Source organism: Microcystis sp. M015S2 (assembly GCF_020245945.1).
Classification (GTDB): domain Bacteria; phylum Cyanobacteriota; class Cyanobacteriia; order Cyanobacteriales; family Microcystaceae; genus Microcystis.
Genome location: NZ_JADBTX010000057.1, coordinates 15,006 through 40,204, shown reverse-complemented (window position 1 = coordinate 40,204; position 25,199 = coordinate 15,006). Strand labels below are relative to the sequence as shown.

General features: G+C 43.3%; 22 protein-coding genes. 9 read left to right on the top strand and 13 right to left on the bottom strand.

Going from position 1 to position 25,199, the window contains the following annotated elements:
• The first annotated feature begins 46 nt into the window (after positions 1 to 46).
• Complete coding sequence (gene recR / locus IM473_RS11805; RefSeq protein ID WP_043999193.1) at positions 47 to 637, top strand: recombination mediator RecR; 591 nt, start codon at positions 47 to 49, stop codon at positions 635 to 637.
• Here recR and IM473_RS22565 read toward each other — a convergent pair.
• From IM473_RS22565 to IM473_RS11790, 4 genes are all read right to left on the bottom strand, one after another.
• Positions 632 to 868 carry a cyclic nucleotide-binding domain-containing protein gene (locus tag IM473_RS22565; protein ID WP_353737435.1) on the bottom strand — a complete coding sequence of 79 codons (237 nt, stop codon included), beginning with the start codon at positions 866 to 868 and terminating at the stop codon, positions 632 to 634. The two genes, recR and IM473_RS22565, sit on opposite strands and share 6 nt — an antisense overlap.
• A 12-nt stretch (positions 869 to 880) precedes the next feature.
• Positions 881 to 2,206, bottom strand: a complete 1,326-nt coding sequence (ctpB, locus tag IM473_RS11800) for a carboxyl-terminal processing protease CtpB (RefSeq protein WP_353738164.1) — start codon at positions 2,204 to 2,206, stop codon at positions 881 to 883.
• 142 nt (positions 2,207 to 2,348) lie between these two features.
• On the bottom strand, positions 2,349 to 2,768 hold the full coding sequence (locus IM473_RS11795; protein WP_004162555.1) for an NUDIX hydrolase: 420 nt from the start codon (positions 2,766 to 2,768) through the stop codon (positions 2,349 to 2,351).
• A 103-nt stretch (positions 2,769 to 2,871) separates the two neighbouring features.
• Positions 2,872 to 3,570 (bottom strand): single stranded DNA-binding domain-containing protein, encoded by a 699-nt coding sequence (locus tag IM473_RS11790; protein ID WP_287659992.1) that lies wholly within the window; start codon positions 3,568 to 3,570, stop codon positions 2,872 to 2,874.
• A gap of 89 nt (positions 3,571 to 3,659) precedes the next feature.
• Here IM473_RS11790 and folD point away from each other — a divergent pair, with 89 nt between their 5' ends.
• The 3 genes from folD (at position 3,660) to IM473_RS11775 (ending at position 6,349) form a co-directional block, all read left to right on the top strand.
• Complete coding sequence (folD, locus tag IM473_RS11785; protein WP_287659991.1) at positions 3,660 to 4,517, top strand: bifunctional methylenetetrahydrofolate dehydrogenase/methenyltetrahydrofolate cyclohydrolase FolD; 858 nt, start codon at positions 3,660 to 3,662, stop codon at positions 4,515 to 4,517.
• A 267-nt stretch (positions 4,518 to 4,784) separates the two neighbouring features.
• A complete protein-coding gene (locus tag IM473_RS11780; protein ID WP_287659990.1) occupies positions 4,785 to 5,795 on the top strand; it encodes a hypothetical protein in 1,011 nt (336 codons plus the stop codon).
• A gap of 221 nt (positions 5,796 to 6,016) precedes the next feature.
• Complete coding sequence (locus tag IM473_RS11775) at positions 6,017 to 6,349, top strand: hypothetical protein (protein ID WP_194015032.1); 333 nt, start codon at positions 6,017 to 6,019, stop codon at positions 6,347 to 6,349.
• Positions 6,350 to 6,565: 216 nt separating this feature from the next.
• Here IM473_RS11775 and ppsA read toward each other — a convergent pair whose 3' ends face one another.
• The 5 genes from ppsA to IM473_RS11750 all read right to left on the bottom strand — a co-directional run bounded on the left by ppsA (position 6,566) and on the right by IM473_RS11750 (position 14,407).
• Positions 6,566 to 9,007: a phosphoenolpyruvate synthase gene (gene ppsA, locus IM473_RS11770; RefSeq protein WP_002751914.1), complete on the bottom strand. Its 2,442-nt coding sequence runs from the start codon at positions 9,005 to 9,007 to the stop codon at positions 6,566 to 6,568.
• 350 nt (positions 9,008 to 9,357) lie between these two features.
• Positions 9,358 to 9,612, bottom strand: coding sequence for a UPF0175 family protein (locus IM473_RS11765; RefSeq protein WP_287659989.1), 255 nt, complete (start codon positions 9,610 to 9,612; stop codon positions 9,358 to 9,360).
• A 73-nt stretch (positions 9,613 to 9,685) separates the two neighbouring features.
• Complete coding sequence (locus IM473_RS11760; RefSeq protein WP_287659988.1) at positions 9,686 to 11,134, bottom strand: M16 family metallopeptidase; 1,449 nt, start codon at positions 11,132 to 11,134, stop codon at positions 9,686 to 9,688.
• 876 nt (positions 11,135 to 12,010) lie between these two features.
• Entirely contained in the window at positions 12,011 to 13,573 is a 1,563-nt protein-coding gene (locus IM473_RS11755; RefSeq protein WP_287659987.1) for an iron uptake porin, read from the bottom strand.
• A 270-nt stretch (positions 13,574 to 13,843) separates the two neighbouring features.
• Complete coding sequence (locus IM473_RS11750; protein WP_046663582.1) at positions 13,844 to 14,407, bottom strand: thylakoid membrane photosystem I accumulation factor; 564 nt, start codon at positions 14,405 to 14,407, stop codon at positions 13,844 to 13,846.
• 48 nt (positions 14,408 to 14,455) lie between these two features.
• Here IM473_RS11750 and IM473_RS11745 point away from each other — a divergent pair, with 48 nt between their 5' ends.
• Together IM473_RS11745 and IM473_RS11740 are read left to right on the top strand one after the other, a co-directional pair.
• Positions 14,456 to 14,950, top strand: coding sequence for a J domain-containing protein (locus tag IM473_RS11745; protein WP_287659986.1), 495 nt, complete (start codon positions 14,456 to 14,458; stop codon positions 14,948 to 14,950).
• A 9-nt stretch (positions 14,951 to 14,959) separates the two neighbouring features.
• A complete protein-coding gene (locus IM473_RS11740; RefSeq protein WP_004268884.1) occupies positions 14,960 to 15,232 on the top strand; it encodes a DUF3143 domain-containing protein in 273 nt (90 codons plus the stop codon).
• Between the two features lie 241 nt (positions 15,233 to 15,473).
• Here IM473_RS11740 and arsS read toward each other — a convergent pair whose 3' ends face one another.
• The 3 genes from arsS to IM473_RS11725 form a co-directional block, all read right to left on the bottom strand.
• Positions 15,474 to 16,451 carry an arsenosugar biosynthesis radical SAM (seleno)protein ArsS gene (gene arsS / locus IM473_RS11735; RefSeq protein WP_287659985.1) on the bottom strand — a complete coding sequence of 326 codons (978 nt, stop codon included), beginning with the start codon at positions 16,449 to 16,451 and terminating at the stop codon, positions 15,474 to 15,476.
• Between the two features lie 143 nt (positions 16,452 to 16,594).
• The gene (locus IM473_RS11730; protein WP_287659984.1) at positions 16,595 to 18,007 is read right to left on the bottom strand and encodes an LCP family protein; all 1,413 of its coding nucleotides are present in this window, start codon (positions 18,005 to 18,007) and stop codon (positions 16,595 to 16,597) included.
• Between the two features lie 349 nt (positions 18,008 to 18,356).
• Complete coding sequence (locus IM473_RS11725) at positions 18,357 to 18,977, bottom strand: GNAT family N-acetyltransferase (protein WP_287659983.1); 621 nt, start codon at positions 18,975 to 18,977, stop codon at positions 18,357 to 18,359.
• Between the two features lie 306 nt (positions 18,978 to 19,283).
• Here IM473_RS11725 and IM473_RS11720 point away from each other — a divergent pair, with 306 nt between their 5' ends.
• Positions 19,284 to 20,525: an AmpG family muropeptide MFS transporter gene (locus IM473_RS11720; protein WP_287659982.1), complete on the top strand. Its 1,242-nt coding sequence runs from the start codon at positions 19,284 to 19,286 to the stop codon at positions 20,523 to 20,525.
• A 28-nt stretch (positions 20,526 to 20,553) separates the two neighbouring features.
• On the opposite strand, the gene IM473_RS11715 is transcribed toward IM473_RS11720, so the two are convergent.
• Entirely contained in the window at positions 20,554 to 21,978 is a 1,425-nt protein-coding gene (locus IM473_RS11715; RefSeq protein WP_287659981.1) for a PP2C family protein-serine/threonine phosphatase, read from the bottom strand.
• A 206-nt stretch (positions 21,979 to 22,184) separates the two neighbouring features.
• On the opposite strand from IM473_RS11715, the gene IM473_RS11710 reads away from it, so the two are divergent.
• Together IM473_RS11710 and IM473_RS11705 are read left to right on the top strand one after the other, a co-directional pair.
• Positions 22,185 to 22,835 (top strand): nitroreductase family protein, encoded by a 651-nt coding sequence (locus IM473_RS11710; RefSeq protein ID WP_159296371.1) that lies wholly within the window; start codon positions 22,185 to 22,187, stop codon positions 22,833 to 22,835.
• A 333-nt stretch (positions 22,836 to 23,168) separates the two neighbouring features.
• Entirely contained in the window at positions 23,169 to 25,178 is a 2,010-nt protein-coding gene (locus IM473_RS11705; protein ID WP_287659980.1) for a primary-amine oxidase, read from the top strand.
• Positions 25,179 to 25,199: the final 21 nt, after the last annotated feature.

The following is a 25,199-nucleotide window of genomic DNA, read 5'->3' as shown; positions in this document are numbered from 1 at the left end:
CCCACTGATAACTGATAACTGATAACTGATAAGAGGATTAACTGCTATTTATACACCGCCTTTAGCTCGTTTGATCGAGCAGTTACAAAAATTACCCGGAGTCGGACCAAAAAGCGCTCAACGTCTGGCCCTGTATATTCTCAAACGACCAGAACAAGATGCGATCGAATTGGCCCAGGCGATCGTAGCAGCGAAAAAACAAGTAGGATTATGTCAGGTTTGTTTCCATCTTTCGGCCGAACCGATTTGTGAAATTTGCCGCAATCCTAACCGAGAAACGGGGACTATCTGTGTGGTAGCTGACTCCAGAGATGTGATTGCTTTGGAGAAAACTAGGGAATATTCGGGCAAATATCACGTTTTAGGCGGTGTTATCTCACCTATGGATGGTATTGGACCGGATCAATTAAATATACAGTCTTTAGTCACCAGAGTCAGCCAGAAAAAAATTCAGGAAGTTATCTTAGCCATCAGTCCCAGTGTCGAAGGGGAAACCACGACTTTGTATATCGGGGGTTTACTAAAACCCTTCACTAAAGTTACCCGTATCGCTTTTGGGTTGCCCATGGGCGGCGATCTGGAATACGCTGATGAAGTAACTTTAGCGAGAGCTTTAGAAGGTCGTCGGGAATTATAGAGCAGGGTGTGAGGTTTTGATCAGGTTACTTTTTGGCGAATAATCGAGCATTTGTAATCTAAGATACAGTTTTATACTGCGTCTTATGCTTAGCTGCAGAATTTGTAGCTGTAGAAATCTTTGGGCGGGAATCACGAGCAACTGCACGGGAGCAAGAGCTATCGCGGTTAAATGCTTTAAAGGCTGTTCTAGAATCGCCATTTCGCCGAAACAGTCGCCGTTTCCCCAGATTTTTTAGGACGATTATTCGGCCCGACTACTCAAAGGGTTGTTGAGATTGCCAGTGCCGGGACGTTTGACACTATGGGATTGTAGGAGTGAGATCGCCTGTTGATACTGGGGATCATCCTTAGTTCCCAGCAAAGAAGGATCATCGCGGAAGCGCAGCTGTTGTTCTTGGGTTAACTCGATCTGCACATCGGGTTTAATGCCTTTTTTGTAGATATTTTCGCCGTTGGGGGGATAATAACGGGCAATTGTCACCGCTAAACCAGAACCATCGGAGAGGGTGTGTACCGATTGGACGGTACTCTTGCCATAGGTCGATGTACCTACTAAAGTCGCCCGGCCATTTTCTTTTAGCGCCCCAGCGAGGATTTCGCTGGCACTCGCTGAACCTTTATTAACCAAGACTACTAGGGGTAAATCGGTAATAGCGGTGTTATTGGCGATAAATTGACGATCTCCGCCCCGTCGATCGATGGTGCTAACGATTTTGCCTTGTTTCATCCACATGCGAGCGATATCGACACTAGCAAATAGTAACCCGCCGGGGTTGCCCCGCAGATCGAGAACATAGCCGGATATCTGTTGTTGACTTAATTCCTCGATCGCCTCTTTCATTTGTTCGGCTGCGTGGGAACTAAATTCATCCAGTTTGATATAACCAACTTTCACCCCACCTTCCTGTTTAAGGGTATAGCTAACGGAGGGGATTTCGATATCTACCCGGGTCAAAGTCACTTCAAATACCCCTTTATCGGGACGGGCAAGCTGTAAACTAACGCTAGTACCCACTTCTCCCTGTAGTGCCTCCATTGCCTGTTCTAGGGTCATTAAAGCGGTGGGTTTGCCGTTAATTCTGATCAGGCGATCACCGCTTTTTACTCCTGCTTCCTTGGCGGGGGATTTTTTCACCGTATCGACAACGATCAGATCGCTAGTGCGTTTATCGAGGGCTAAACGTACGCCAATTCCCGACAATTCTCCGGAAGTTTGACTGGTGAGGACAGAAAATTCACTAGGAGTTAAAAAACGGGTATAAGTATCACCCAATTCCTTTAAAGCTTCGCGAATTGCTGTGTAAGCTTGTTGGGGATTAGTATAATTTCTGCTTAACAATTCTTGACGTTTTTTTTGCCAGTCAATTTGATGAAAACCACGATCTACAAATTCATTATTAACAATTTGCCAAACTTGGTCGATGACTGCTTTCGGGTTATCTTCTAAGGGTTTTTCCCCTTTGGCTGCGGGGGTAAGGACCATCAGGGAACTAACTGCTAGGGTAGCGATCGCACCTCCAGATAGGAGTTTCTGCACGGAAACGAACGAGGGACGCGACTGGTTCATAAAGACAAAGCCAAAATAAGATTGACGTTTCAATAAAGCCATTCAAAAAGCGGGAGCATTTTGCCTTCGAGGGAGGTGAGGAGCAGTGTTAACTACGACTTTCGTATAGATAAGGGAGTTCCTTGTCTGGCTCTAATATCCACTATAATTCTACTTCTAGAAAATCGAGTAATATCTGGCGATGAATTTTTCCTAAAGAACGAGTCTGATTAATCTTCTCGGAATAGTATTCCCCTTGACGGATGGCAGCCGGAGGTAATAATGCTAAATCTTGCCCTTCTGTTTGCACTAATTTTTCTAATCCCAGGGTCAGGGGTACATGATAAAGATAACGGGAGAGATTATCATCGTTATAAGAGCGAAAATAGCGTAAACTAGGGGCTTCGTAGTTAATTTCTTCTTTTAACTCTCGTTTTAACCCTATTTCTGGACTTTCACCCGCTTCTAAGTGACCACCAAATAAACCCCACACCCCCGGATAGAGAATCGTCGGGATGTCGTCGCGCAACTGCATTAAAAATCGACCGTCCTGTTCCAAAATCGCCAAAGCAACAAATATCATCAGTTATCAGTTATCAGTTATCAGTTATCAGTTGTCAGGAGATTATTTGTATTTTCTCCCCACTTCATAATTCATAATTCATAATTCCCACACCTAACCCTAGCTATTTCTTGCTTTGTTTATGGGGTAAAAAGAAAGCATCAAGGGGGTCTGGGACGGGTTTAACCACTGCGGGGGGTTTGGGGGGAATCGCTTCTGCGACGGGTTGCACGGGGGGATTGGGTTTAACGGGGGTAACGACGGGAGTTGCTGGGGGTTTTGTTTCAGCTGCGCTGGGAATTGTCACCTGTCGGGGATTTTCCAGGGGTTTAGTGGAGACTGGGGGAGAATTATTTTCTGGGGGTTTAACTTCTGAGGTGGGGGAAGGTTTAATTTCTGGGGACGGGGAAGGAGTAGGAAGCGAATTAACCGCTACTGCATCCATCTGTTCTAATTCCACCACATACAATTCGTTAACGGTTTGGGAACCCTGGGGAATAGCTTCAAAGTCAATTTTGCCCTTAATGACGATTTCTTCGCCTTGACGGGGTAATTTATTGCTATTGGTGCGAATCCAAATCTTGCCGGAACCATCCTGCAAAAGATAGGCTCCTCCCGCTAAAAAAGGGGCATAATTGCTCACAGTTCCCCTAAGATAAACTAAAGCACCTTTTGGTTTTTCCTGTAATTGCTCGATCGCTGTTAGGGGAGGATCACCGATGTAGGGAACGGCAATACCGAGGTCAGCAAGGGTACTACAACCGAATAACCCTAGCAATAATAATAAACTGCCGATGCGCCCTACACGAGTCTGAATAGACATTCTTGCTTTAACCTTAACGAGTGCGATTAGCCAATCTTTTTGACCATAGAATGGATCCGAAAGATTTTTGTTCTCGGTATTATCATAGAATGTCCGTAACTACTTGCCAAATTCTCGACGGGAAAGCCTTAGCTCAAAAAATCCAGCTTGGTCTAGGAGAGCGCATCCAGACGCTACAATCTCAAATGGGACGACCTCCGGGGTTAGCGGTGTTGATGGTGGGAGACAATCCCGCTAGTGCCGTTTATGTCCGCAATAAGGAGAAAGCTTGTACTAAAATCGGCATGGCCTCTTTTGGTCGTCATTTTCCTACCGATACAAGTGAACTAGAAATTTTGGCGGAAATTGTCCGTCTCAATCAAGATGAGCGGGTGGACGGGATTTTAATTCAATTACCCTTACCCAAGCATTTAGATGCGGTTTCCCTTCTCTACCAAATTGACCCGAAAAAAGATGCTGATGGTTTACATCCTCTCAATTTAGGCGGTTTAGTGCGGGGTGAGGACTGTATCCGCAGTTGTACTCCTGCGGGGGTCATGGCACTGCTGAAAGAATATAATATTTCCATAGCTGGTAAGCACGCGGTGGTACTGGGTCGCAGCATTCTAGTGGGGAAACCTTTAGCTTTAATGTTATTGGAGGAAAACGCTACGGTAACTATTGCTCACTCGCGCACGGAAAATCTGGCAGAAATAACCAGAAGTGCCGATATTTTAGTACCTGCGGTCGGTAAAGCCAATTTAATCAGTAAAGATATGGTAAAACCGGGTGCAGTGGTAGTGGATGTGGGGATTAATCGCGTCGCTGACCGTTTGGTGGGCGATGTGGACTATGCTGGGGTTTTAGAAGTAGCTAGTTATCTTACTCCTGTACCGGGTGGTGTCGGTCCGATGACAGTGGCAATGTTATTAAAAAATACCTTGTTAAGTTACGAAGGCAAGTTATAAATCCTCAGCTACCAGCTATCAGCTATTCAGTGATTCGGCTCTCTTGGGTTCGGTGGGTAAAATTTATTCTAAGATACAGTCCTGTTGGTGAGTGCGTGAAACGAACCACAAAGACACAAAGGACACAAAGATTGATCACTTCTATATAAGTTAAACTTATCACACAAAGAATAAGAAGGCCGTAATTCTACCGATATAATCCTTGATTTTTTTTTAACTATGTTGGTAGAATTTTACAAAACTGAATAGACTAGGAGATTTTTGGTCATGATCTTTATTATCCCGATTATTCTTGGTGCGGCGGCCTTAGTTACTGCTGGTGTGGGTGTTAGCGCGGGTGCTGATGGTGTCTCCAAGCTACAAAAGGCGGAAAAAATTGGCAAAAGTGCCGAACAAAGATACAAAAAAGCCAACAAATCCCTAGAAAAAAAGTTTCAAGCTACCCAAAAATTTGCGGAAGAATACGGTCAACTGCAAATTAATGTCAAAATCAACACTATCGGCAGATTTATTAAGTTTATTAGCAGAATTGATCAAAGAATAGGTCAAAGACTTGGTCAAAATTCTTCCCAATCCCATCAACGCTTCTTAGAAGGGTTTGAGGGATTTTCTGCCGAACAATTCAAGGAATATAAAGCAGAAGTGTTAGACGCGCAAAGTTTGGCTGTGGGGGGTTTAAAAGTAGTGGGAGTCGCTTCGGCAGCCAGTCAGGGAACCCTAGGATTAATTGGTCTTTTCGGTACTGCTAGTACAGGAACAGCAATTAGTGGACTTAGTGGGGCAGCTGCTTGGAATGCTACCTTAGCATGGTTAGGAGGTGGTTCTTTAGCTGCCGGTGGTGGTGGTATGGCTTTGGGAACAGTGGTTTTAGGAGGTATTACCGTCGGACCTGCTTTAATGATTGGTGGTTTTGTCTTAGGAGGAGAAGGGAAAAAAGCCCTAACTAAAGCTATCGAATACGCCAAGGAAGTGGATAATAAAATAGCTCAGTTAGATAAAAGTAAGGGTTTTTTAGGACAAGTTCAGCGCAGAATTAAGGAGTTACAATACCTCGTTCATAGTCTGAATAGTAGAGCTATTCAGAGTTTAACCGAACTGGAGTCACGAGCTAATTTTAATCCTCATCTAGAGGAAGATGCAGCCAAGTTTCGGGAGGTACTACTTTTAATTAAAGCTTCATCGGAAATCATGAAACTACCCATCCTAGACGAAAAGGGAAAATTAACCAAAGCAACGGAAAATCTCCAAGAAAAGTACCGCCATCTCTTAAAAAACTAATAATTATTCTTGAAAATCTATGAATGTTATCAACTGGTGGATCGATATTTATCCTCTGATGATAATCAAAAACTTTCCTTAATTTTAGAAGAAATTACCATCTTATTTTGCTCTATTTATTGGAGAATTTCAGTCAATTATCGACGGTAAAAGCCGCGTTAAAGGATGCTAATCACTGTTGGGAATTTTAATTAATTATCTGTTAATATCTAAGGAGAAATATGACTCTAGAACTGCATAATTTTATCTGGGAAGAAGAACGTTTAGTGCAGGTGGAAACCCAACCCCATCACATCGCAGGGGTACTAACGGCAATTCAGGAAACCATGAATGATTCCGATTGCGAATGGGAGGATGTTTATTCCGCTTATTACGAGTGCGAAGATGACGGTACAATCACTTTTTATGAGGGAGAAAGTGCCGAGGAAGATAATCCGGGTATCTGGACTTATGTGGTTTATGAATGTGCCGCAGGAGAAGAAACAGTGATGACTAATGTTAATATCAATACCTTTGCTCCTCTCTTGCAATTACAACAATTAGCGGGGGTTTAAAGACTGCAAGAAAATCTTGAGTTTTGGGTGTGTTAGCATAGAGTAATACACCCTAAATTTTTATATTATTTAGGGCTTGCTGAATAATGCTAAAACCCTTTTAAAATAAGGCTTTTGACCTGTCGGCGGCTACTAACCCCACCAACAAACTTTTTCAGCAAACCCTACTTATATCAAGACAAAAAAAGGTGGGACTTGCCCACCTTTATCACTAAACTATTGTCCTTGCTCCACTGCTGCCACCATCAATAAAGTTTTGAGGACAGAATCAGGATTAAGACTGATGGAATCGATGCCTAATTCCACTAAAAATTGAGCGAATTCGGGGTAATCACTGGGAGCTTGACCACAGATACCGATTTTGCGATTATGGGCTTTAGCGGTTTCAATAGCCATTTTCACCATGCGTTTAACTCCCTCATTCCGTTCATCAAAAAGATGGGCAACTAGGGCAGAATCCCGATCTAATCCTAAGGTTAATTGGGTCAAATCATTAGAACCGATCGAAAATCCGTCAAACACCTGAGCAAATTGGTCGGCAAGAATTACATTACTTGGTAACTCACACATCACATAAACTTGCAAACCATCAACCCCGCGTTCGAGACCATTTTTCGCCATTTCTTCAAGGACTCTCATCCCTTCTTCGGGGGTACGACAGAAAGGAATCATCGGAATCACATTAGTTAATCCCATTTCTTCCCGGACCATTTTCAGCGCCCGACATTCCAAAGCGAAAGCCTCGCGATAATTAGGATCAGTATAACGGGAAGCGCCGCGCCAACCGATCATCGGGTTTTCTTCCTTGGGTTCAAAGGGTTTGCCACCCAATAAATTAGCGTATTCATTGGATTTAAAATCGGACATCCGCACAATTACATCTTTGGGGTAGAATGCGGCTGCAATCATGGCAATTCCCCGGGCCAATTTATCGACGAAAAATTGGGGTTTATCCTCGTAGTGTTTGGTTAATTCGGCGATTTGGTCTTTTACGTCTCCTTCTTCCAATTCGTGGAATTTCAGCAAGGCACTGGGGTGGGCCTGAATATGGTTAGCGATAATGAATTCTAGACGCGCTAAACCGACCCCTTGGGCAGGAATATCGGCAAAAGCGAAGGCTTTTTCGGGATTACCGATATTCATGAGGATTTTTGTCCGAGTTTGGGGCAAATTGTCTAGGGGAGTTTCAAGAATTTCAAAGGGTAGCAATCCGAGGTAAACTTTCCCTTCATCCCCTTCCGCACAGCAAACGGTGACTTCCTGACCGGTTTTAATCGTTTCCGTGGCATTATTGCAACCCACGATCGCCGGAATGCCCATTTCTCGTGCGATAATAGCGGCATGGCAAGTACGACCACCTTGATTAGTCACGATCGCGCTTGCTTGTTTCATAATCGGTTCCCAGTCGGGATCCGTGCGATTGGTGACGAGAACTTCTCCCGGTTTAAAGTTGTTGATTTTATCTACACTGAGGATGACTCTGGCTTTTCCTTGACCGATTGCCGCACCTACACTCCGTCCCACCGCTAAAACTTGACTTCTTTCTTTAATTTCGTAGGATTTAAGGATATTAGCGGCTTTTTGCGATTGTACGGTTTCTGGACGGGCTTGAACGATAAAGAGTTCTCCCGTGATCCCATCTTTTGCCCATTCGATGTCCATGGGGGTGTAGGTTCCGCGCACTTGCGAGTAATGTTCCTCGATTTGGGTCGTCCAACGGGCTAAAGTGAGGATTTCTTGGTCACTAATGCAGAATTGATCCTGTTCTAGCTTGTTAACTCGGATATTCTTGGTTAGACGCGATCCTCCATCATCGTAGATCATCTTGATGGCTTTACTGCCGAGGCGTTTGTCGAGGATGGGTTTGTAACCGTTTTTAAGAGTGGGTTTAAAAACCAGATATTCGTCGGGGTTAACGGCTCCTTGCACGACATTTTCCCCTAAACCGTAGGCTGCCGTGATTAAAGTGGCATTTTTGAACCCTGTTTCCGTATCGATGGAGAACATCACCCCAGAGGTGGCCAGATCCGAACGCACCATTTTTTGGACACCGACGGAAAGGGCGACGGCAAAGTGATCGAAACCGTTATGATGACGGTAGGAAATAGCGCGATCGGTGAATAAAGAGGCAAAACATTTATGGCAAGCTTCTAAAACTCCCCTCACCCCTTGCACGTTGAGGTAGGTTTCCTGTTGTCCGGCAAAACTCGCTTCTGGTAAGTCTTCGGCAGTGGCGCTCGATCGAACGGCCACATCTATGGAATGATAGAGATCATCGCCATAACGTTCACAGAGTCGGCGATAGGCAATAGCGATCGCATGACTTAAATCATCGGGGAACGGTGTATTTAAGATTAATGTGCGCGCTTGTTTACCTTTTTCTTGCAAGTTCTGCACATCATTTTCGTCTAAATCTTGGAAAATTTGTCTTAATTGTGCGTCTAGTCCGGCTTTTTCGACAAAGTGACGGTAAGCGTAAGCGGTGGTGGCGAATCCTGTGGGTACATTAATCCCTTTCGGGGTTAATTGTTGGATCATTTCGCCTAATGAGGAGTTTTTCCCACCGACTAATCCCACATCTTTGCTGTCTACTTCTTCAAACCACAGAATTAATGCTTGTTCTCTAGAGGTTCTCGCAACATCTTGTAGTAGCATCATAAGTATTTTTACCTCTGTAATCTATACTTTCAGTTTAGCTACATACCATCTTCAAAAATCCTTGAGTTTGATATTTATTTACAAAACTATATAATAGCCAACTCAGCCAAGATCACCCTATCTCTAAAGGGTTTGATTGTCTAGGTAATTAACACAAAAATTAACAAATTAATCAGGAGTCTCAACAGTAACTTTCTTCAATGATAGCCTTAGTTATCTCAAAATAGTTACAGCAGTTATCTCAATGGTGATATAGGAAGTTTTCGTTTTGGGGAGTCGGTCGTCAGCAGTCAGCAGTCAATACCAAATTAGGTTATACTTTTTTTTATGAGAAGGGCTGTAATTTAGCTTTAGGCATTTTCAAGGTCTGATAATAGTTCTTCTTCTGTTAAGTCAATCATCCCTAGGCCAAAATCGGTCAATCTCAATAAAAAATTAACCCTATCCACTCCTAATAAATTGGCAGCCATACCCGATGAAATAGGTTTCATCTCAAAGAGTTTTACTACCATAGCCCAGGTTGCTTCTCTCTCGAATTCCTCGCACATTTTTTGAAGAAAGTCGGGTAAATTTTCAGGATAATTTATTGTGAGTTGTAAAGTCATATCTCCTGCTATATTTATCTCATTTTTTTAGGTTGGATTTCACCTAGTTTAGCTCCATCCAACCTAGATTTATTTATATTTGTGTGATGGTGACATCAACAGTTTTAACCGTAGTTCCCAAACTGGATAAAGGAGGTTGAATTTCCTGTTCATTACCCACTACTAGAGTCACAATTTGATTCGGTTGTAGATATTGTTGGGCCACTCGTTGAATATCGGCAATTGTCACCCCTTTTACCGCTTGTTGATAACGGAAGATAAAATCTTGGGGATAACCATAGTATTCATAGGTCATCAATCGCGATAAATTTTGAGCAGGTTTCTCAAACTTAAAAACAAAAGAATTGAGAATAGCATTTTTAGCATCTGCCAATTCTTTGGCAGTAACGGGTTGATTGCGAAGTCGCTCGATTTCGCCTAAAATTGCCTTAATAAAAGGTACGGTAGCATCGGTGCGAGTTTGACCTCCGGCAATAAATAAACCGGGATAATCATAACGACTATTCCAGACACCATAGACAGAATAAGCTAATCCTTGACGGGAACGCACTTCATTAAATAAACGACCACCAAAACCGCTTAAAATCTCATTTAATACCGTTAAAGCGGGATAGTCGGGACTATCCAAACGACCCCCAAGATGACCTAATAAAACCGTACTCTGGGTTAATTGAGGTTGATTGACGACAAAGACACCTTGAAGATTTTTTTGGGTTGCAGAAGGGGTAACAATTTTAGTGGCAGTTGCGGGATTTTTCCAATCGCTAAAAGTCTTATTGATTAATGCTTTCATCGACTGAGAATCAAAATCACCGACAATTCCTAAAATTATTTGGTCGGGACGGACATAGGTACGATAAAAATCGATTAAATCCTGACGATCAATATTAGCTAAAGTGCTATATTCTACAGTACGAGCGTAGGGGCTATTATCACCATAGACTAGCTTTTTAAACTCCCGACTAGCAATATCATCGGGATCATCATTACGTCGGGCAATCGCCCCTTTTTCCTGAACTTTGGCTAATTCCACCCTCTGATTTTCAAAAGCTGGGGAACGCAAAACCTCGGCAAAGAGATTAAAAACTGCTTCTAAATCTTCACTAAGAGCGCTAAAACTAGCAGTTCCAGAGTTAAGATCTATCGAGGTTTCTACGAGGGCTGCTCTTTGTTCTAATAATTGATTTAAGACATTAGAAGAATGTTTTTCTGTGCCACCACTACGCAGCACGGTTCCAGTAATATCGGCTAATCCGACTTTTTCCTCGGATTCTAATCTTCCTCCCGTCCGAATCATCGCGGTACCACTCACTAAAGGTAAGCTCCGATCCTCCACTAAATAAACCACCATACCATTATCTAGTTGATAACGTTCGTATTGGGGAACTGTAACTTCAGGAAGGGGAGGAAAAGTTAAATCGGTAAAATGTCGCGGGGTTTGGGCAATTGCCGGGGAACGAAAAGCTAGAACACCCATCAGGGTGATAATGATTAAACCTAGCCATTGTAAGCGTTTTTTCATGATTTGAGTGAAAATTATCGAGAGGAATAGATAAGAGGGAGCAAAAGGCAAACTTAGCCGCTTTTTGCTTTTTACGGTAGTCCTCAAGAAGTAATGATGATAGAATAGTCGCTAAAAATCAAGTATCTCTCCGCCATGCCTAATTGTCCAAAATCCCCTACGGATCGGGGGGATCTAGTATTTTATCCATCACTATAATTCCTCTTTGGATTTATCATTACTTGTTTAGCACTACCAATTTCAATCAGATTCTTGAGTATTTTTCGTTCCCCCTACAAACACATTCTAAACTAGGGATCGGCACTGCTGCTCTGGCAGCGCCCTGAGCATTCAAACTCTCGAACTAGCTTTTATAGAGACTAGCTCCATCAAGGCGCTGATATTCTTGGATTCTCGTAGCCCATGATCCTAACCTGACTGCCTGACACATCTTGGTGAATCACTGACAGGTTAAGGCACGGATGCGAGAGAACCAAATTCGGTCAAAGAAATCTTGTTCAGACTAAATCCGGTTATTAAAAACTGATTATTTATTCCCTCTTTTGCCTTTTGCCTTCTGCCTTTTGCCTGTCCTTATAAGTATTCTATGCTCAACGGATTTAGTATCAGATCGCTTTCAAGCAAAAACTGGTTCGGGATCTTTGGGGAGAAGGGGAATCGACATAAGAAGTTCTCGTCCCTGATGAAAAACTCCCTGTAGCCGACGTAAGCCAATTTTGAGATAACTGATACTAAATCCTGTTTAGAAGGTATAGGAGAGTGGGAATTATGAATTATGAATTATGAATTAGACATCGACCTAATATTATCTCAAGATCAAAAGTCTCTCTAGTTAAGGAATCTACCCGAATAAATCTGACCGGCTGCCTAGACAAATCAGAAAGTAAAAGTCGTGCGGATAGTGCCGATAACTAAGGTGGAATTGTTATTATTTGAGTTAGGAGAAGTAATCACGATTACCCCCGGAGTCAGGGCAATATTATCGGTGAGTTTCCACTCATAAAATCCTTCGATATGAAAGGAAGTATCGGGATCATTAGTGCCACTACCATCATTTAATCTAATACTAGAACTAGATACCCAGGGCTGCATACCAACAATAATACCGGCCGTATTTCCTTCCTTAAATAAATCAGGAAAAGCCAAAGTTACCGCCCAATTCCAGATATCTAAATCCCCGCGTTCTAGTTGTCCATCTAAGGTGCTAAGGGTGATAGCTTTTGTGTAACCACCCCAACCACCGAGGACAAAACCATCGACAATTCGCCAAGTAAATTGTAAACCCAAACTATTATTAATAGTCGGGACAGCCTCCCCGAATAGCTCTTCGGTGAAAAATCGGAAATTCGAGCGCTGACTTCCCGTTCCCGTATCTAATTGGTTATAACCATGAAGGTAGGATAAAGCAATGCCAAAATTCTCGTTTGGAACATAACCCAGCTGCCCTAGGGCAGTATAGGAACCGTTAAATAAACCCGCACCCGGGTTAGGATCGTTAGCATCCCCAGCAAGATAACCGGCGCTGAATTGCAAAGCCCCATAATTACCCTGTAAACCGAGTCCAGTTTGTCCGGGGGCAAAATAAAGGGGATTGCGAGTACCAAAAGCGGAAAGCGCCCCACTAGCACCATCTCCATCTAAAAAGTTGAGGGTATTGGTAAAGTCATCTTTAGCACCTCCCGTCGCTTCTAACCAGAGGTAGATATTTTCCGTGACGGGGAAACTGTAGTTTAAAACTTCTACCAATAAATCGTTGCCGTCGGGTTGGGTAAAGGCTAAGGTACTTTGAAAAGTTCCCGTGGTATCGGCTAAATCGGCAATATTTCCCGTTGCTAGACGGGTATAGAGTAAATCTTTGCCTGTAAAGCTAGTATTTAATTCTAAACGGGCCCGATAACCAAAAGCTGGCACTTGGGGAATCCCTTCACCACCGTTTTTTTCTCCTGTGGCTACCCCATATAATGCCATCACCACTTCCCCGGTTAATTTAGTGGTGGTGGAAAATTGATTATTTTCCAGAAAAGCGACTCGATTTTCTAAGTTATCAACTCTTGCCCCCAATGCCGCTAATTCTGTCTCGAATTCCTTGACTAATCGCTTGATTTTGTCTAGATCTTCTTTTAATACCGCTACTCCTTCTTGAATCAATCTTTCTAGGGTATTTAAGCAGGAATTCAACCCGGCGGCAAATTCCCAACGAGTTAAAGCGCGTTCACCGCGAAAAGTACGGTCAGGATAACCTACTATACAACCATACCTCTCCACGAGACTTCTTAAGGCCTCAAAAGCCCAGGCGGTGGGAGAAACATCCCGCAATTGATTCACCGTCGTCACCTGTGCCATGGGGTTACTAGAGAGGTTTTCGAGACTATTAGCCAGTACAGGACTAGAAAAACCCAGTAATATCGCTGCTGTTAGGAAATTTTGCTTGATTTTCATTGCTGTCTCACACACCTACAAGAATGATTATTATTCTCAATATAATCAGGTTAGCAAACTTTTTCCAGTCTGGCACTATTGCCAATATTTTTCAAGTGTTACTCCAGATAAAATCTGAATTGCCTAGCATTTATCGGTTTAAATAAATCTTAAATAATAATAAAAGCAATAAGTAAATAATTTTATTGTTCCTAAAAACAAGATAGAGACGCTGCTGACAGCATCCCTAAATGATTATTTTTGGTTCAATTGAGGATAAAAAAGAGGTAACTAGCGCAATTCAGCGTTAAACTCGTTAAAAGAGCGTCTTTTTAACTCTACCGATTCTGATCGAGGCAAAAGATCAAAAACCTTTCTTAAGACATCATCCACATCTTCATATTTAACATTGCCCAAACCATCATAAACCACTTTACCCTGTTGGTCTAAAACCACCGTTTGGGGAACCCCACCGCGATAATAGTAACCAGGTTCATCGGGACGATAGGAAGACTTTAAGGGGATAGAATCGACAGTAACGGGGATAATACTGGCGGCACGACCGTAAAACTCTTGAAAACGGGAGACAATCGCCGCAAATCGCTTACAATCGCTACTATCATCCAAATAATAGACAATAATAGCCGGAATTTTCCGTTGAAAAGTTTCCGCTAAATTTAAACGCGGTGGTACGAGGGAACCATTACCCGCATAGACCACAAAAATATTACCATCGAGGCGATCATCGTCGATCCCCGCATAGGCGCTAGGGGTTAGCCAAGGAGACAAACTCGTCAGAGCAACAATGAGAAAGACAAGACAGATCTGAAGACGCAGCCGATAACGAGATTTCATGATCAACAGGGTTAAAATATTAAGACAATTTTTAGTGTAAAAAATCTTGTGACCTTCGAGCGCGATAATTCCCAAACCACCTCGCGAGTCATTGCCGCTAACTCGCGCTTTGCCAATACCTATTATGCCATTCTAGGACTACATCCGAGTGCCTCGGTGATCGAAGTGCGACGCGCCTATCGGGAACTCAGCAAACGATACCACCCCGATACTACCGAACTCAGCCCCGAAGTGGCAACGGTTAAATTCCAGCGTCTTAACGAAGCTTATGCCACCCTGAGTAATCCCGATCGCCGTTCCCTGTATGATTTACAAATAGGTTACTCGCGCTGGAATGTCATCCAAACCATCCCCGATAGCGATCAACCCATAGCTAATCGTAGCGCCTATCTCGATCCGACCGATCGTCCCCTATCTTCGGGAGAAATTTTTGCTTTGTTTATCTTGGGACTCACCCTGCTCGGCTGCTTGTTACTAGCGGTGATTATTGCTATGCTTCGAGGAGAGAATGCTGTCACTGTAGCCCAATTATTTTTGATTTAGATTCATGCGATGAAGATTCCCACTGCTGATACTCCCCTCTATAATCATCCCTTACCGGCGATCGAAGCATGGCTAGTTAAATTAGGTTGTCGGAAAAATACCGAGAATATCCACTGTTGGACTGTGGAAAAACCGACATGGAAAGCGGAAATCTGCCTCGACATCGAAGAAATCACCGTTCGTTACTTTCGGGCAGCCAATGACGGCAGTGACATCAATCGCGCTTTTAAATACTCCCTTAGTCGCCAAGATATAGAATCGGCGGTTTTTTCTGGTCCCTAATCATTAGTCCAACTTTTGACGAAAAAGTGCCAGCGATTGGAGTGATCGGAGGGAGAATTCAGGGACTTTTTCCCTGAAAATTAGGTAATTGACCACCTGAAAATCGGTAAAACCCCACACCCCACACCCCACACCCCACACCCTACCCCGTCAAGATAGCGCCGGAGTTGGCAGCGAGGAGAGCTAGTCCGAGCATTTGTACTAAATTTTCCAAGACGCGGTGTCAATCCAGTACACTTGTTCAGCTTGAAATCAAAGCTCCCCCACAACTGGAACCGCTGCCGGCAGTGCAACCGTAGCAATAGGAAGCGGTTTGTACCTCTGCAATTACATCTAAACTACCCGCTTGTAATAAATCCGACAGGGTTAATTTTTGGCCTTGACTGGTGCAAGCGACCAGATCTTCCATCTGATTAAAATCGCAGTCATAGATATTACCCAAATAATCGATCGAAAGCTGATTACGACACATCAAATGCTCGACAGTATCGCCATTAAAATGGTCTTCGAGGAATTGAAGATAGGGTTGATAGAGTTGCCGGTGTTCCAGATGGAAGCGCGTCCTGCCGACGGGTAGGTTAGTGATAGTAAATAGATTGTTAAAAGAAATATTAAAATGTTCTTGCAAGAACTTTTTGTAATCCCGTGTTAGGGATACCTGATCCGGTGTGAGAGAAAAATTCTCTGACTTAGGAATCTGGGGATTATAGACTAGATCGACAATCAAATTCGGCTCTTGAGCGTAGCCGAGACGGTTTAACCATTGTAAAGCGGCGATTGATCGATCATAGACTCCCAGACCGCGCATTTTATCCACATTATCGGCAAGATAACAGGGTAAAGAAGCCACCACCCGCAGCTGATGGCCAGCGCAATATTCAGGAATATCAGTAAATCCTTTCTCGAAATAAATAGTTAAATTCGAGCGCACAATTACCTCTTTTCCCGCTTTTCTAGAGGTTTCCACAATTGGCTTAAAACCGTAGAGCATTTCGGGAGCGCCGCCGGTCAGATCGACAGTTTTAATTTGGGGAAATCTTGCGATCAGTTCGATAATTTGTTCGCACACTTCTGGAGTCATTTCTTCGGAGCGAACTGGACTAGCTTCCACATGACAATGGCTACAGGCAAGGTTACATTTTTTTCCCAAATTAATTTGCAGAACCGAGATTTTTTGCTTAGTTAAAGGAGTTTTTATTTTCTCAACAAAAGGAGTCATGGGAGAGTAAACAGTAATCAGTAAACAGTGAACAGTAAACAGTGAACAGTAAACAGTGACCAATCACTAATCAATGATAACTGATAATGGATGAGTTTTTTGTCAATGGGTAACTCCTAACTCAGATAAACTTGATTTTTCTCTTAGTTGCCAGGGGATAGATCAGAAAGATTAGCTGATTTTTCTTGCCAATCTTGACCAATTTTAATCGTCACATCAGAAGCGAGATTCCCCGTACTTTCCACCAAAACTTCCCCGACACCAAGGCTATTATGCAGGGCAGCAGCGAGGGAATCATCCCCTTTTTGAGCAATAATTTTGGTAGTTTCTAGAATTGGCGATGAAGACTTAGAGACAAAAACATTTTCATAACCAAACGAGCGCAGATATCTGACTAGAGTTTGCACCGCTTCTGGATTATCGATGCTATCTTCCACAGCTATGCGAGTCGGTTGCGTGGTTTCCTCGATGTCAGCGATAAAAGAGCCGTGGTTAAAATGTTGAGCCACTAGCTCTTGAATTTTACTTTGATTGGGCAACCAATAACTGATCCCTTGCCGACCATCACCATTAAAGTCTCCTGGTAGGAGTAGCATTTGCACATCAGCGCGCTCAGTTTTGGAGGCAAAACCGGCTAGGGCGAGTAACTCCTCTAAACTGAGATTAGTATCGATACTATTGCGGATAACCTCGATAATATCAGGAATTTTCAATAAAGTTGCTGGTTTTAGAGTTTGTTCCACTAAAGACCGCATTAATTGCTGTTGTCGTTGGATACGACCGATATCGCCGTTAGCATCGTGACGAAAACGGGCAAACTGGAGGAATTTCTCGCCGTTGAGGTGTTGTTCCCCTTTTTTCAGGTCAATGTAGAGGTGTTGACTAAAATCTTGGTACTTCATGTCTTTGGGAACATATACCGTCACCCCCCCCAAAGCATCAATTAATTTTTCCACACCCTGCACATTAATGCGAACATAGCGATCGATAGCCACTCCGTCCAAAAGATGACTAACCGTTTCCGCCGTTAAAGCAGGTCCCCCGAGGGCGTTAGCTTCATTGATTTTTTTCTCCCCGTAACCCTCGATATCGGTGCGGGTATCCCGGGGGATGGAAAGCATGGTTAACTTCTGTCTTTGGGGGTCAAAACGCAGTAACAGCATGGTATCGGTTAAACCCTCCAAGGAATTAACCGGGGCATGATAACCCAGATTTGGGGTTTCTGCCTCCTTGACATCGGATGTCAACACTTTCGCGCCAACTACCAGAATATTAACGGGGCGGTTGAGGGCGGGAAGTTGCAGATTTTCATAGGATATGGCCTGTTGATTGTTAAAAGCGGCGGCTTCTTCGGGACTAAGGGCAGCTTGTCGCAAAGGTGTGGAGGAGAGAGACACAGCCAACATCGCCCCCGCCGTAGCGGAAACTAGGGCGCAGCCAGTTAAGCCTAGGGCTGTCAGGAACCATTTACCGGACAATCGCCGCTTTTTCACAGGTTTAGCTGCTAATTTGCTTGATTTTACGCTTTTAAGCCTTGATTTCGTCTTATTAACCACAAATTGCCTCACACAATCACTAAATATCTCCCTAAAACCATATTTTAAAGAGATGAACTATTTTTTTTCTCAGATAACCGGAAAAGATCATTAAACTAATCGGGTTTTTTAGAGAGTTAGCAGATAATATAGCAGAATTTTTCCCTATAATCGTTCTGCATCGCAATTTTGGAGAAATATCTAGGGTTTGTTTCCTGGGAGCGGGGTGTGGGAATTATGAATTATGAATTATGAATTATGAAGTGGGGAAGTGGGGAAGTGGGGAAGTGGGGAAATTGAACTAAAACCCCAAAACCCCAAAACCCCAAAACCCCAACCCCCAACACCTAAAACCTGTCTCGGAGTCTCCTCATTGGCTGATTTTTTTGTGCAGAAATAACTTTTGTGGTCGATTAAATAACCAATTGATCAACCAACCGTCGGTTTTTTGCAAACGATAACCGCTACTTAAGTACAGTGACTGGGCCGCTAGATTATTATCGAGAACATGGAGGGAAAGTTCCTCAAAACCCCATTCTCTAGCGATCTGTTCACACTTGAGCAGCAATCTCCGGGCCAGGCCCGCACGCCGGCGATCGGGACTAACGGCTAAATTAGAAATATAAGGAATGGGAACAGCTAAAAAAGAACTGGATTTTAAGCTGATTTCCGCCGTAGCGACAATAACTTCCTGAGAACCCGTGGCGGTGACACTGGTTTGACTGACTACCAGACAGTGATAGTAAGGGGTATCACCGCGTAATCGTCCCCGTAAGTCCTCGTAAATGCCTAATTTAAAGATAGGACGCAGAAAAGACCAATAATTGGCCGTGGGGAAAAAACTATCGGCGAGAATCTCCGCCAAGCTTTTGAGATCTTGGCTTTGGGCCAAACGCACCTCGACGGGAATGGCGGCACTGTCACCGGTCGCTTCCGAGTCGGAGGGATGAGACAATAGGTATGAGATAAAACAGGAGTCCACTTTAATCACAGGAGTCGGCAGGGAAGGTGGGGATGGCAGTCCTTATCAGGGAAAGGTAAATAGGGGTGGGAGCTAGTTGGGAGAATCAAGCATCTATCTTAAGGAGAATACCGCAATTTTTCAAGACTACTGAATCAAAATCTCATCTATTCTACTGCCTATAGCCCCAGTTGGGGGAAAGACCGCTATTTTTCGGGAATTTTTTTTGATCTCCAGGCAATGGTTAAGAGGGGATGATGCTGGTTAGAACTAATCTCTTTCTTTTTGGGTCAATTAACTATATTCTTTAATCTAATCTATTCTCCTATTCCCTCCATGATCAAAGAAATTTCCGCTTATTTGCAGGTGTTCCGCAGTCAAAAAATGGCGGCTTTGTTATTCTTAGGTTTCGCTTCGGGATTGCCCTATTTTCTCACTGGTCGTACCCTGCAAGCTTGGATGACCACCGAAGGAGTTGATCTGAAATCGATCGGTTTATTTAGTTTAGTCGCTCTCCCCTACTCTCTCAAATTTCTTTGGTCTCCCTTACTCGATCGCTATCTTCCACCGCTGCTTGGTCGTCGTCGCGGTTGGATTTTAATCGCTCAAGTTTGTTTAACTTTAGCGATTGCAGCCATGGCTTTTCAACAACCAAAACAATCTTTAGAATTATTGGCAATTAATGCTTTACTGATTGCTTTTTTTAGTGCCAGCCAAGATATTGCCTACGATGCCTATCGCACAGATATTTTAGAAAAATGGGAGATGGGTGCCGGGGTAGCGATCGGGGTTTTAGGTTATCGTTTGGCTTTAATTTTAACCGGTTCGATCGCTTTAATTTTAGCCGATCACGAACCCTGGCCCCTCGTCTATCTTTTCCTAGCTGGATTGATGGCTTTAACGATTATTTGGTCTTTTTTCGCCCCAGCTACTCCCCCTAGAGATGATCATCCCCAAACTCTTTTAGAGGCAGTTTGGTTGCCTTTCCAAGAGTTTTTTCAACGCTATCAAATAGGTAAAGGAATCGGCATTCTCGCCTTTATTGTTTTCTATCGTTTAGGGGATGCTTTAGTTAATAATATGGTGACTCCTTTTCTCTTAAAAACTGGTTTCAGTCAAACCGATATCGGGGCAATCCAGGGCGGCATGGGCATGATAGCAACTATGGTGGGAGTTTTATTAGGTGGTTCCCTGTTAAGTCGTTGGGGAATTAATCGATCGCTCTGGATATTTGGTCTGTTGCAAGCTGTTAGTAATTTAGCCTATTTTATTTTAGCAAATTTAGGTCAAAATTATCCTTTTATGGTCTTGGCTATTAACATTGAAAACTTCTGCGGTGGCTTAGTCACTGCCGCTTTTGTGGCTTTTTTAATGAGTCTTTGTAATGCTCGTTTTACCGCTACTCAGTACGCCCTCTTATCGAGTTTAATGGCTTTTAGTCGCGATATTTTAGTAGCTCCCGCTGGACTTTTAGCCGAGGCGATCGGTTGGCAGTTGTTCTTTTTAATCACGGTAATCGCCGCTTTACCCGGGTTAGCGTTATTGCCTTTATTTGCTCCTTGGCAAGAGCAGGATTAAGCTAATTTATGAGCTAGGAACTGATAATTTATTCCTCCGATTTGACGCGCATAACTACTAAAGTCATATCGTCACTACTGTCATTTCCCAAACCAGTAAAAGCGGCCACTTTCCCAAATAAATATTCTAGAATCTGTTCGGGATCGTTGTACTGTTGACAGGCTTCTTTAACTGCCGATAGCCAATTTTTCTGATCAAATCTTTCCCCTTTCGAGTTGACTGCATCGGTAAAGCCATCGGTATAATAAATCAGCGTATCTCCCGCTTCTAATTGCACTTGGGCATCATCATAGATAGAATCGGCCTCTAAACCCACTAATGTCCCTTCCGTGTCGAGAGACTCTAACTCTCCGGTTTTGGCCCGCCACCAGAGGGTGGGATAATGGGCAGCATTACTGTAGCCAAGACGCTGCGTCAGGGGATCATACTCGGAATAAAATAATGTCACGAAACGATGAGAATTATCGAGATCGGCATACATAACCCGATTGAGATGACGCAAAATCTGGGCCGGAGAGTGACGATTTAACACTTCCGCTCGCAACATTCCCCGGGTCATGGTCATCAATAATCCTGCCGGGACACCTTTACCCATGACATCACCGATGACTATACTCCAAGGAGCGGTACTGGCTTCCATTTCCGCCTCCCTTGCCGGTTTAAATTGATCGTAGTTGCAGGGGATAAAATCATAATAATCGCCACCAACGCGATTAGCCGTTTGGCAGTGGGCTGCCAATTCTACCCCCTGAATTTTCGGACATTGCCGGGGTAAAAGACGATTTTGGATTTCGGCAGCGATTTCTAACTCTCGATCCTGACGTTCCTTAGAACGTAATTCGACCGTTAATTCATTATTAGCTATAGCTACCGCCGTTTGATCGGCCACTAGCTGCAACAGTTTACGACGGGTGGGTGTCCAACCATAATCGGGATCGCGACTGAAAACGTATAAACGCCCCCGCTCACTATTTTTTACTAAAACAGGTGTACTATAAACCTGCGTACCCTGTCCGAGAGTTTGCCGGATCTGATGGTCGAGACTATCGAGAAGCGATCGATTATTTTTGTTCTCAAGTGTCGCTTCTTGGTTTAATTGTCGGATAATTGCCTCTAATTGTCGGCGTAGTTCCCCATTAATTTGATTATCTTGGCAATGGAGTTGATCGAGCGCCACTTGACCGTTATTTTTGCTCAAAATCAACGCCCCTCCCTCCGCGTCTGCCACTCGCGCGGCCATCAAGGGGGTAAGATCGAGGAATTGGTTTAAATTATTGAAACTCCGCAGGGCAAACCCGAGGGAACTTAAGAGATTTTGAACTTTGTTTTGTTCGCGATATAAACTGGCGACCAACTCTTTTAAGGCTAAAATTGGCTTGATATCGGTACTGTGATCGCCCATATTGACGGTGGGAGTGGTGAGGGTGTCGCTCGGTTCCGGCTCAGAAAGCATAAAATGATCTTTGTGGCGGTGACATGATTATAGCTAGATGGTCATTGGGTTATGACCTGTTTAAGTCTAACAGTATAGTGGATCTTTTCCTGACCGCCACAATTTAACCCTGATGTTTTACTATTTCTGTTTTTTCACACCGAAGGCTGAGGCTGATAGCTTGACCTTATAATAATTAGAAGTATTTAACTTGATCCATTGACTTTATGACCTTGCCTCTCGATGTTCCCACGGCGATTAATCAACGTCGTTCTATTAAAAATTTTACCACCGATCCGATCGCCCCAGAACTGCTGAAAACCCTAGTAGAATTAACCGTTGCCGCACCTAGTAGTTTCAACATCCAAGATTGGCGAATTATTTTAGTACAAGATGAGGCACAAAAGGCCGCTTTAGCCGAGGCCGCTTGGGGACAAAAGCAAATTATCCAAGCGCCGGTTACTTTTGTTTTCGCTGCCGATGCTGCCGCAGGAGGAGGAGATCTAACTCCTATCTATGAACAGGCTCTCAGTACAGGTGCCTGGAGCGAAGGCACGGTAAAATATTTCAAACAGGCAATCCCGGGATTTCAAAAGGATTTGGGCGAAAAAACCCGGGAATACGCGATTAAAGATGCCATGATCGCCGCTACTCATCTGGTTTTAGCTGCCGAAAGTCTCGGTTTATCTAGTTGTTTTCTCAACGGTTGGATCGAGGACAAGGTAAAAGCTGTGATCGGTGCTGCCGATCATCCCCATCTGGCGATCGCTGTTGTCGTTCCCATCGGTTACGCAGCGGAACCACGGCTTAATCCGGGGCGTTTACCCTTAGATTACAATGTTTTTGTGGATCGCTTGGGTAATCCCTATCAAGTCTGAACTCTATTAAATGGATTTAATCTCGTTTCGATCGCTGTTTTAGCCGGTGGTTGAGGAGTTGCTATCGGTTTCGGTTGGCAGGGGTTAGCGTTGCTGATTTGAGATAGGAAGCTTCTGGCAAACTAACTTTTAGATAGGATGGCACGGTTGGCATTCATAGCTTGATTCAGCAACGCCTTGTATTGTGGCAAAATTAACAATTTAATCTGCATCAAGCCGCGCTAATACAGCCCACATCGATCTTAATTTTTTCAAAAGATATAGGGTTAATTATCACATCCCAGATTATCATGTCTAGGATCGACAATCTTTTAGCCTTATCGAGAGATTTCTATGCTGAAAAAATACTCATGGTGGCGACCACTGACGATTTTATTTGTAATCAGCTGCGGAGTGATCTTAATTTTTGGGAAAACTTTCGCCCAATCCCCAGCGATTAGCCATCCTCTCGATACCCTCACAGAAAATGAGATTAAAATGGCGGTAACTGTGGTGAAAAAAGACAAATCCCTGACGGAGTTCGCCAGATTTCCTAATATTTCTTTACAAGAACCCGATAAGCAAACTGTTTTAAACTTTAAAAAAGGAGATGCTATTGCTCGTCAGGCTTTTTTAGTAATTCTGGAACCCAGACTGAATAAAACCTATGAGGCTATTGTCGATACCAAAGCGAGTAAAATTATCTCATGGCAAGAAGTATCGACGGGACAACCACCATTGTTAGATGAAGAATACGAAATTCTCGATCAAGTAGCTAAAGCTGATATTCGTTGGCAAGAAGCTATGAAAAAACGCGGGATTGCTGACTTTGAAAACGTCATCATTGACGGTTGGGCTACTGGGATGATGAGCGAGAAAGAACAAGCATCGGGAAAGCGCTTAATTCGCGGAATTACTTACTATAAAGGCAAGGATCGCAGTAATTATTATGGCGCACCAATTGAAGGTTTGTCGGTGACGGTAGATTTAAATAATCGCCAAGTATTTGAAGTGCGAGATACTGGGATTGTACCTTTCTCAAAAGCCAATTTTGATTACGATGAAAAAACCCTTTCACCCCTTCAAAAAGCTCTAAAACCCTTAAGAATTAAACAACCGCAAGGGACAACTTTTCAGATTAGGGGTAACGAAGTTAGCTGGCAAAATTGGAAATTTCGTTATCTCATGCACCCAAGAGAGGGATTAGTTCTTTATCTAGTTACCTACAATGATAACGGTAAAGATAGAATAATTTTGTATCGTGCCGGACTCTCAGAAATGCTAGTTCCCTACTCAGATACCTCGCGAGAATGGGCGGTTCGGAGTGCTTTTGATGTGGGAGAATATCGTTTTGGTTGGCTATCGACTCCCTTGGATAAAGGTAATGATGTTCCCGAAAATACTGTCTTGTTAAATGCCTTGTTTGCTGATGATAATGGGGAACCTTATATCGGAGAAAATATCATAGGTATTTACGAAAAAGATGCGGGAATTCTCTGGCGACATTATGATTTTAACACAGAAACTTTTGAAGGTCGCCGCGCCCGTCAATTAGTGGTTAGTACCGTGGCTGCTATTGGTAATTATGACTATGGAATTAACTGGATTTTTCATGAAGATGGTACTTTAGAACAGCGCAGCGATTTAACGGGAATTATGTTAGCTAAAGCGACTCCTGATCTCACTAATTCTCATGAGCATGGCGATCAATTTGGAACATTAGTAGCGGCAAATGTGGAAGCAATTAATCATCAGCACTTCTTAAATTTTCGTCTTGATTTCGATGTGGATGGGGTTAAAAATTCTGTTACTGAAATGAAGGTTTCTACTTTATCACCAGAAAAGAATCCCTTTGGTAATGCCTTCACTATGTCCCAAAGACAGCTTCAGCAAGAATCCGAGGCAATTCGTGATGTGAATTTAGCTGAAAGTCGCGCTTGGATGGTAATGAATAAGAATCAGAAAAACTCCCTAGGAATGCCGACAAGTTATATGTTAATGCCATCGGCAAATTCAATTTATTATCCCAATTTCCAAGCGGATTCTCGTCAACGGGGTGAATTTGCTACCCATCATTTTTGGGCAACTCGTTACAAAGCGAACGAGCTTTATGCAGCGGGAGATTATCCCAATCAAGGCAAAAAAGGCCGAGGTTTACCGCAATATACTGCTGATAATGAATCTCTCGACAATGAGGATTTAGTCATCTGGTATACCTACGGTGTTACCCATATTCCTCGTCCCGAAGAATGGCCAATTATGACCGTACATCCAGCAGGTTTTAAGATTATGTCTTGGGGTTTCTTTGACCAAAATCCTGTTTTGAATGTCCCGAAAAATAACCTAGAGAATTCTTCTAATTAATTATTTGTATAACAAGTCCCT